At 64.6% G+C, this 8,344-nt stretch carries 10 protein-coding genes; 9 read left to right on the top strand and 1 reads right to left on the bottom strand.

All coding sequences use genetic code 11. From position 1 onward, the window contains the following. The coding region (locus ACIQ42_RS12630; protein WP_397422547.1) for a PmbA/TldA family metallopeptidase at nt 1-278 on the bottom strand (278 nt) is incomplete at its 3' end. Nucleotides 279-638: 360 nt separating this feature from the next. Here ACIQ42_RS12630 and coxB point away from each other — a divergent pair. From coxB to thrC, 9 genes are all read left to right on the top strand, one after another. Continuing rightward, nucleotides 639-1,604: a cytochrome c oxidase subunit II gene (gene coxB, locus ACIQ42_RS12625; RefSeq protein ID WP_397422546.1), complete on the top strand. Its 966-nt coding sequence runs from the start codon at nt 639-641 to the stop codon at nt 1,602-1,604. Between the two features lie 18 nt (nt 1,605-1,622). Then, nucleotides 1,623-3,284: a cytochrome c oxidase subunit I gene (ctaD, locus tag ACIQ42_RS12620; RefSeq protein ID WP_397422545.1), complete on the top strand. Its 1,662-nt coding sequence runs from the start codon at nt 1,623-1,625 to the stop codon at nt 3,282-3,284. Between the two features lie 85 nt (nt 3,285-3,369). Further along, a complete protein-coding gene (gene cyoE / locus ACIQ42_RS12615; protein ID WP_397422544.1) occupies nt 3,370-4,335 on the top strand; it encodes a heme o synthase in 966 nt (321 codons plus the stop codon). Next, entirely contained in the window at nt 4,332-4,484 is a 153-nt protein-coding gene (locus tag ACIQ42_RS12610) for a hypothetical protein (protein ID WP_397422543.1), read from the top strand. The genes cyoE and ACIQ42_RS12610 overlap by 4 nt, the downstream gene beginning before the upstream one ends. After that, nucleotides 4,462-5,049, top strand: coding sequence for a cytochrome c oxidase assembly protein (locus ACIQ42_RS12605; protein WP_397422542.1), 588 nt, complete (start codon nt 4,462-4,464; stop codon nt 5,047-5,049). The genes ACIQ42_RS12610 and ACIQ42_RS12605 overlap by 23 nt, the downstream gene beginning before the upstream one ends. A 114-nt stretch (nt 5,050-5,163) precedes the next feature. After that, nucleotides 5,164-6,036 (top strand): cytochrome c oxidase subunit 3, encoded by an 873-nt coding sequence (locus tag ACIQ42_RS12600; protein ID WP_397422541.1) that lies wholly within the window; start codon nt 5,164-5,166, stop codon nt 6,034-6,036. A gap of 9 nt (nt 6,037-6,045) precedes the next feature. Next, nucleotides 6,046-6,405 carry a DUF983 domain-containing protein gene (locus tag ACIQ42_RS12595; protein WP_397422540.1) on the top strand — a complete coding sequence of 120 codons (360 nt, stop codon included), beginning with the start codon at nt 6,046-6,048 and terminating at the stop codon, nt 6,403-6,405. Beyond that, on the top strand, nt 6,395-7,129 hold the full coding sequence (locus ACIQ42_RS12590) for an SURF1 family protein (protein WP_397422539.1): 735 nt from the start codon (nt 6,395-6,397) through the stop codon (nt 7,127-7,129). Before ACIQ42_RS12595 ends, ACIQ42_RS12590 begins: the two co-directional genes overlap by 11 nt. Continuing rightward, on the top strand, nt 7,129-8,344 hold a 1,216-nt coding region (thrC, locus tag ACIQ42_RS12585), incomplete at its 3' end, for a threonine synthase (protein ID WP_397422538.1). The genes ACIQ42_RS12590 and thrC, both read left to right, overlap by 1 nt.

Genomic DNA, 8,344 nt, shown 5'->3' with positions numbered 1-8,344 from the left:
TGGCCGGCCCGCCGAATCGCGGCCTCGGAGATTTCGCTGGCGTGGGCGTACCCGGCCGTCTCGCCGGCCACCACGCGCAGCCCGAAGCCCTCGGTGGCGTCATAGGCTGCGGATTTCAGCCGCCCGTCGTCGAACAGGAATGATTCGCTCTCGGAACGCTCGACGAACAGTTCTCCGTCATCGGCGCCCACCAGCGCTTCCTGGAGGATCTCGCGGGCGCGGTCGGGGTCGACGCCAGCGGCGTCCAGGATCGATGGGGCAGGGCTGGGAGCGTTCATGCAGGGCAAGATAGGGATTGTCCGGCCCAGCGTCACCCTCTGATGCCCACCGCTGCACGCTCCCGGCTCCAGCGCGCCCCTGAGAGCCCTTGCTGTCCCCCGTTCCGGCGAACATGGCTCTTCAATCCGCTTGCGAGCTTCGCCTGCCCCGGCTTTGCGACGGCAGAATGGCGATCATCGCAATCTGTCGCCACCTTGGGGCCCTAGACGCCTTGGCAAGCCCAAGCGATGCGCGTATGCACCGCCGCTGAAGGGGCCGAATGAACGCTGCGCCAGCGTGTCGCTACGTCGCCTTCCGAAGTCGGTGGTGGTCTCTCGCCCATCCTGCGGGACGCCGCCGGCCAGCCAGACCGAGGGGACATGAAGTCGAGTTTTCACGGAATGCGGACGCGGGCGGCAGGCCTGCTCGCAAGCGCCGGAGCACTATTCTGGAGCACATCGGCCTGGGCTGCTGACCGGATGGGCGAGCCGACGCCGGGCGGCATAGCGCTTCAACCGGGCGTAACGCCTCTGAGGATCCAGGCCATCTTTTTCCACGATTGGATCCTGCTGCCGATCATCACGGTCATCACGTTGTTCGTGCTGGCGCTGCTGGTCTGGGTGGTCGTGCGCTACAACAGGCGCGCCAATCCGGTGCCGGCGAAGTGGAGCCACAATACCCCGCTTGAGGTAGCGTGGACGCTGGGTCCGGTGCTGATCCTTGTGGTGATCTCGATCTTCTCGTTCCGGCTTCTGTTCGACTACAACGACATGCCCAAGCCCGACGTGACCATCAAGGCCACCGGGTATCAGTGGTACTGGGGCTATGAGTACCCCGACCAGAAGGTGGGCGAGTTCATTTCCAACATGCTGCCCGAGGATAAGGCCGTTGCGAAAAACGTGCCCTACCGGCTGGCGGTGACCGAGCCTCTGGTGGTGCCGGTGAACAAGGTGGTGCGGGTCCAGGTGACCGGCGCCGACGTGATCCACGCCTTCGCGGTGCCGTCGTTTGGCATCATTGCCGACGCCGTGCCCGGACGTCTGAACGAAACCTGGTTCAAGGCCAATCGCATCGGCGTCTATTACGGAAACTGCCGTGAGCTGTGCGGCATCGATCACGCCTTCATGCCCATCGAGGTTCGCGTGGTCAGCCAGGCCGACTTCGACGCCTGGGTGGCCACGAAGGGCGGCTCAGTCGCCGGCGCTGCGCCTGCGGCCGCTGTCGCCGCCCCGGCCGCAACGGACGCCGCCGTCCCGACGGCCGCAACGGCGCCTGCCGTAGCCCCCGCAACCGCGGCGCCTGCCGTCGCAACACCGCCAGCGCCTTCGGCGCCGGCCGCCAAGTAAATCGTAGGATCGCGTCAGATGGCACAAGCCGCCGCATACGGACACGAGGACGAACACGGCAACCACATGCCGGGGTTCTTCACCCGCTGGTTCTTCTCCACGAACCACAAGGATATCGGCACCCTCTACATCCTGTTCGCCATCATGGCGGGCCTGGTGGGTGGCGCACTTTCCGGCCTCATCCGCTGGGAACTGTACGAGCCGGGTATCCAGGTATTCCGTGAAGGCTCATGGCTGGCTGCGACGGGCCTCATCGAGCCGTCCAAGCACGGCTACAACGTCGTCGTCACCGGCCACGCGCTGATCATGATCTTCTTCATGGTCATGCCCGCCATGATCGGCGGGTTTGGCAACTGGTTCGTGCCGCTGATGATCGGCGCGCCGGACATGGCCTTCCCGCGGATGAACAACATTTCGTTCTGGCTGCTGATAGCGGCCTGGGTGCTGCTGGTGGTGTCGATGTTTGTCGACGGCGGACCCGGCAAGGGGTTCGGCGGCGGCTGGACGCTCTATCCGCCGCTCTCGACGTCCGGCCATACCGGGCCTGCAATGGACGTCGCGATCCTGTCGGTGCACCTGGCCGGCGCCAGCTCCATTCTCGGCGCCATCAACTTCATCACCACCATCTTCAACATGCGCGCGCCGGGCATGACCCTGCACCGCATGCCGCTGTTCGTGTGGTCGATCCTGGTGACCGTGTTCCTGCTGCTGCTCTCGCTGCCCGTTCTGGCCGGCGCGATCACCATGCTGCTCACCGACCGCAACTTTAACACCCACTTCTTCGACGCCGCCGGCGGCGGCGATCCGGTCATGTTCCAGCACCTGTTCTGGTTCTTTGGTCACCCGGAAGTGTACATCCTGATCCTGCCCGCCTTCGGCATGATCAGCCACATCGTCGCAACCTTCTCGCGCAAGCCGGTCTTCGGCTATCTGGCCATGGCCTACGCCATGGTGGCCATCGGCTTCGTCGGCTTCATCGTGTGGGCCCACCACATGTATACTGCGGGCATGGGCATCGAGCTGCGGGCCTATTTCGTGGCCGCCACCATGGTCATCGCCGTGCCCACGGGCGTGAAGGTGTTCTCATGGATCGCTACGATGTGGGGCGGGTCCATCGACTTCAAGACGCCCATGCTGTGGGCGATCGGCTTCATCTTCCTGTTCACGGTAGGCGGGGTGACCGGCGTGGTGCTCGCCAACGCCGGCATCGACTACAGCCTGCACGACACCTACTACGTGGTCGCCCACTTCCACTACGTGCTCAGCCTGGGCGCTGTGTTCGGGATCTTCGCCGGCTTCTACTACTGGTACGAGAAGATGTGGGGCGTGAAGTACAACGAGTTCCTCGGCGCCGCCCACTTCTGGATAACCTTCGTTGGCGTGAACCTGATCTTCTTCCCGCAGCACTTCCTGGGCCTCCAGGGCATGCCGCGCCGCTACGTCGATTATCCCACTGCATTCGAGTACTGGAACCGGATTTCGACGTACGGCTACATGATCACTGCCGCAGGTGTCGGGGTGTTCCTGATCATTCTGGCCGAGTCGGCGATCCGTCGCCGCAAGGCCGAGGCCAACCCCTGGGGTGAAGGCGCCACGACGCTGGAGTGGACGCTGTCCTCGCCGCCGCCGTTCCACCAGTTCAACGAACTGCCGGTGATCAAGCCCGACGCCCACCACTAGGTCGGTCTTCGGTCCAGAACAAATATTTGGGGGCGCGGTCCGGTTCGGGGCGCGCCCCTGACTTTTTCCGAGTATAGGCATCGCCATGTCCGAGGCCCTGAGCTCTACGAAAGCGCCTGCGCGCTGGCAGGATTTCTTCCAGCTGCTGAAACCTCGCGTGATGTCGCTGGTGGTGTTCACCGCGCTCACCGGGCTGGTCTGCGCGGGTCAGCCCATCAATCCGGTGCTGGGCGCGGTGGCGATCCTTTGCATCGCGGTGGGAGCCGGCGCCTCTGCGTCGCTCAACATGTGGTACGACGCCGACATCGACGCCAAGATGCGCCGCACGCGCGGGCGGCCGGTGCCGTCGGGCAAGGTCCAGGGCGCTGACGCCGTGGCGCTGGGCGTGGTGCTGTCTCTATTCTCGGTCATGCTCATGGGCATGGCGCTGAACTGGCTGGCGGCCGGCCTGCTGGCCTTCACCATTTTCTTCTACGCCGTGGTCTACACCATGTGGCTGAAGCGCTCGACAGCGCAGAACATCGTCATCGGCGGGCTGGCCGGTGCCTTGCCGCCGGTAATCGGATGGGCCGCGGTCACCGGCACCGCGCCACCCAACGCCTGGCTGCTGTGCGCCATCATCTTCATGTGGACACCCCCCCACTTCTGGGCGCTCTCGCTCTACACGTCGGAGGACTATGAAAAGGCCGGGGTACCGATGATGCCGGTCGTCAAGGGTCCTGCCTCCACGCGCAAGCAGATCCTGATCTACAGCGTCCTGCTGATCCCCTTCTGCGTGGCGCCGGCGTTCACTGGCCTGGGCGGGATGGCCTATCTCGCCGTCTCGGGACTAGGCGGCGCAGTATTCCTGCTCCTGGCGTGGCGCCTGTTCCGCAGCCAGGCCGGAGACGCCGCCGATCCGCGCAATACCGATGGCCTCTATGATGTGCGGGCCGGCGCCCGCGACGCACGCAATCTTTTCGCCTTCTCCATCTTGTACCTGACCCTCCTGTTCGCCACCTTGCTGGTCGAGCACCTTATGGGCCTCAAGCCCCTGGAATGGATGTCATGAAGCGGCCGGTCCGTGAGGACGACACTTTCGCCAGGGCCCGCCGGGGCCGGAACATCGCGATCGCGGTGGGGTTGGTGTTGTTTGTGGCGCTGGTCTACGTCGTCACCGTCATAAAAATGGGCGCCAATGTCCTCGACCGCGCACTCTGATCCTGATCGCCAGCGTAACGTCCGCGTTGCGGTCATCTGCGCGACGGCCTTCTTCGGCATGATCGGGGCGGCCTATGCCTCGGTGCCGCTCTACAAGCTGTTCTGCCAGGTGACGGGGTTTGATGGCACTGTGCGCCGGGCGGATGCCGCGCCGGACACCATCCTCGGCAAGACCATGACCGTGCGGTTCGACGCCAACACGCGGAACCTGCCGTTCACGTTCACCTCCGAACAGACCTCCCAGAGCGTCCGGATCGGTGAGACGAAGCTGGCCTTCTTCAAGGTCACCAACAACTCCAACCGGCCGGTGACGGCGCGCGCCATCTACAATGTGGTGCCCGAGCAGGCCGGCGCCTATTTCCGCAAGCTGCAGTGCTTCTGCTTCGAGGATCAAACCATCGCCGCCGGCGCCACCGTGGAAATGCCGGTGCTCTATTTCATTGATCCCGAGTACGCCGACGATATGAACACCAAGAGCAAGCCCGAGGTCACGCTCAGCTACACGTTCTTCCCGTCCACCGAAGCCGTCCAGGCCGAAGCGCCCAAGCCCGACAAGAAGGGCTGAAACCCGCCTTTCCCCCTTGGCGAACCGCTCGGCGCGGGGCTATAGCGTGACGCAAGTTTGGCTGCGCGCGGCTCCGGTTGCGCGCCCGACATTCTACGAGGGGATCTGAGCGCAATGGCCGCAGGCGTAAAGCACGACTACCACCTGGTGGATCCCAGCCCCTATCCGTTGATCGGCTCGATCGCCGCGACGGTCATGGCTCTGGGCGGCGTGGTGTGGATGAAGGGCCTGTTCGGCCTTCCCGAAGGTACGTCGTGGCTATTCTATGCTGGCCTGGCGGGCGTGCTCTACACCATGGCCGGCTGGTGGGCCGACGTAATCAAGGAAGCCAATCGCGGCGATCATACCCCGGTGGTTTCGATCGGGCTCCGCTATGGCATGGTCCTGTTCATCGCCTCGGAAGTCATGTTCTTCGTGGCCTGGTTCTGGATCTTCTTCGAGGCGGCGCTGTTCCATGGCAACCGCACTCTGGGTTCGATCGAGGAGGTTCAGGCTGCGTGGGCCACCTTCCCGCCCAAGGGCATCGAGACCATCCCGGCGTTCGAACTGCCGCTGGTCAACACCCTCACCCTGCTGCTCTCGGGCACCACCGTCACCTGGGCGCACCACGCCCTGCAGGTGGGTGACCGCAAGAGCGCCAAGACCGGCCTGATCCTGACCGTGATTCTGGGCGCGATCTTCACCGCCATCCAGGCCTACGAGTATCACCACATCCTTTCTCACAACTACTTCTTCGGCGGCGAAGGTCAGGAGAACTCGGGCCTCTATGGGTCTTCCTTCTTCATGGCGACCGGCTTCCATGGCTTCCACGTGCTGATCGGCACCATCTTCCTGGTGGTCTGCCTGGTGCGTCTGATGGGCAAGGGCTTCACGCCCCAGCAACACTTCGGCTTCGAGGCGGCGGCCTGGTACTGGCACTTCGTTGACGTGGTGTGGCTGTTCCTGTTCGCCTTCATCTACGTGGTCTTCAGCGGAGCGGGCCATTAGGCCGACCCATTGAGCAAGCCCCAGCCGCTGCTGGCGGGTCTCGCAGGACGCTGTCCCGCCTGCGGCGAGGGATATCTGTTCGATGGGTTCCTGAAGGTCTCACCCTCATGCGAGGCGTGCGGCGCTGATTTCGCCAAGGCCGATTCGGGCGACGGGCCGGCGGTTTTCGTGATCCTGATCGCGGGGTTCATCGTGGCGTTCGCCGCCGTCTTCACCGAGTTCCGGTTCCGCCCGCCGATCTGGCTTCATCTTGTGCTCTGGCTGCCCGGAACCCTTATCCTGTCGCTCGCGTTGATGCGTCCGCTGAAGGGCGTAATGCTGGCGGCACAGTTCATGAACAAGGCTGCCGAGGCGCGCAGTGACGACTGAAAATCCCGCGATCCCCCGACGGCGGTTTCCGCTGGGCCTCACCCTGTCGGTGGCGGTGGCGTTTGCAATCCTGGTCGGGCTCGGAACCTGGCAGTTCCAGCGCCTGCAATGGAAAGAGCTGCTGCTGGCCCGGATCGCCGCCCTGCAGGTCGCACCCGCCCAACCTGTCCTCCCGGTGCTGGCGCGGATAGCCGAAGGCGACGACGCCGATTTCACGCGCGTCAAACTGGACTGCCCGGGCCTGTCAAAGGCGCCTTACGTGGAGCTCTATTCCCTGCGCGACGGGCAGGCGGGGGTGCGTCTGATGTCAGCCTGCCGGTTGGATGGCGCGCCCTATGGCTCCATCCTGGTGGATCGCGGCTTCGTGTCCGACAGCATATCCGCCCGACCGCCCGTCGATGCCTCGGACCAGACAGTGCTGAAACTGGTGGGTGTGTTGCGCCAGCCCGAAGCCGGCAACCGGTTCTCGCCCCCCAATACCGCCCAGCGCTGGTATACCCGCGACCTTGCCAGCATGGCCGCTGCGCTGAAGGCTCCCAAGCCCGCGCCTCTCGTGCTGATGGCCGAGACCGCCTCCAACCCGGACTGGAAATCGCTGATCCCCGCGCCAATCCCGGCAGACATTGCGAATCGCCATCTGGAGTACGCGCTCACCTGGTACGGCCTTGCCGCCGCCTTGCTCGGCGTATATGCCGCCATGCTCTTTCGCAGGCGAGTTTCCTGATGCGCTACATTTCGACCCGGGGGGAGTCATCTGCGGTCGGATTCACCGAAGCCGTGCTCGGCGGTCTGGCCCCCGACGGTGGTCTCTACGTGCCCGAGGCCTGGCCTGCGCTGGCCCGCGACCGGATCGCTGCGTTTGCCGGCATGTCCTACGCCCAGGTCGCCGCCGAGGTGTTGGGCGCCTTCGCCGGCGACGAGATCACGCCCGCTGAAATGCTGGCCATGTGCGAGGAGGCTTACGCCAGCTTCAGCCACAGGGCCGTCGTTCCCATGGTGCAGATCGGACCCCAGACCTTCATCGCTGAACTGTTCCACGGCCCCAGCCTCGCCTTCAAGGACGTGGCGATGCAGATCCTGGCGCGCCTCTACGATCACTTCCTGGGCCGGCAGGGTCGCAAGCAGACGATCCTGTGCGCCACCTCCGGTGATACCGGCGGCGCGGCGGTGGAGGCCTTCCGGGGTGCGAAGAACGTCAAGGTCGTAGTGATGTTTCCCGAGGGTCGGATCTCGGAGGTCCAGCGGCGTTTTATGACGACCGCAGAAGAGAGCAACATCGCCTGCGTGGCGGTAAACGGCACGTTCGACGATTGCCAGGCCATCCTGAAGGACGCCTTCCAGGACCGCGTTCTGCGCCAGTCGGTGGATCTCGCCGCCGTGAACTCGATCAACTTCGCCCGGATCGCAGCCCAGTCAGTCTACTACTTCACGACAGCCGCGGCGCTTGGCGCGCCTGATCGACCGGTCAATTTCGTGGTGCCGTCGGGCAATTTCGGCAATGCGTTTGCGGGCTATGTGGCGAGGCGGCTTGGCCTGCCGGTCAAGCGGATCGTGGTGGCCACCAACTCCAACGATATCCTGGCGAGGGCCTTCACCACGGGACGCTACACACGCGGCGCCGTTCAGCTCACGCTGTCGCCGGCCATGGATATCCAGTCGGCGTCCAACTTCGAGCGGCTCTACTTCGAGGCCGTCCACCGCGAGTCGGTGGAGACCGCCCGCGCCTTCGAGGCGTTCCGGACCTCCGGCGTGATCGATATCCCGCCGGGCGCGCTCAGTTACATGCAGGACATCTTCTCCGGCATAGCGATTGGCGAGGATGAAACCAACCGTACCATCGTCTCCACCCTCAACGAGACCAGTGAGCTGATTGATCCGCACACGGCGGTGGCTGTGGCGGCCCTTCGCCATGTGGACCTCGAGGGGCCCACCGTGGTGA

It is taken from the genome of Phenylobacterium sp. (assembly GCF_044372605.1).
Taxonomy (GTDB): Bacteria; Pseudomonadota; Alphaproteobacteria; order Caulobacterales; family Caulobacteraceae; genus Phenylobacterium.
This window is presented reverse-complemented; position numbering and strand designations above follow the sequence as displayed.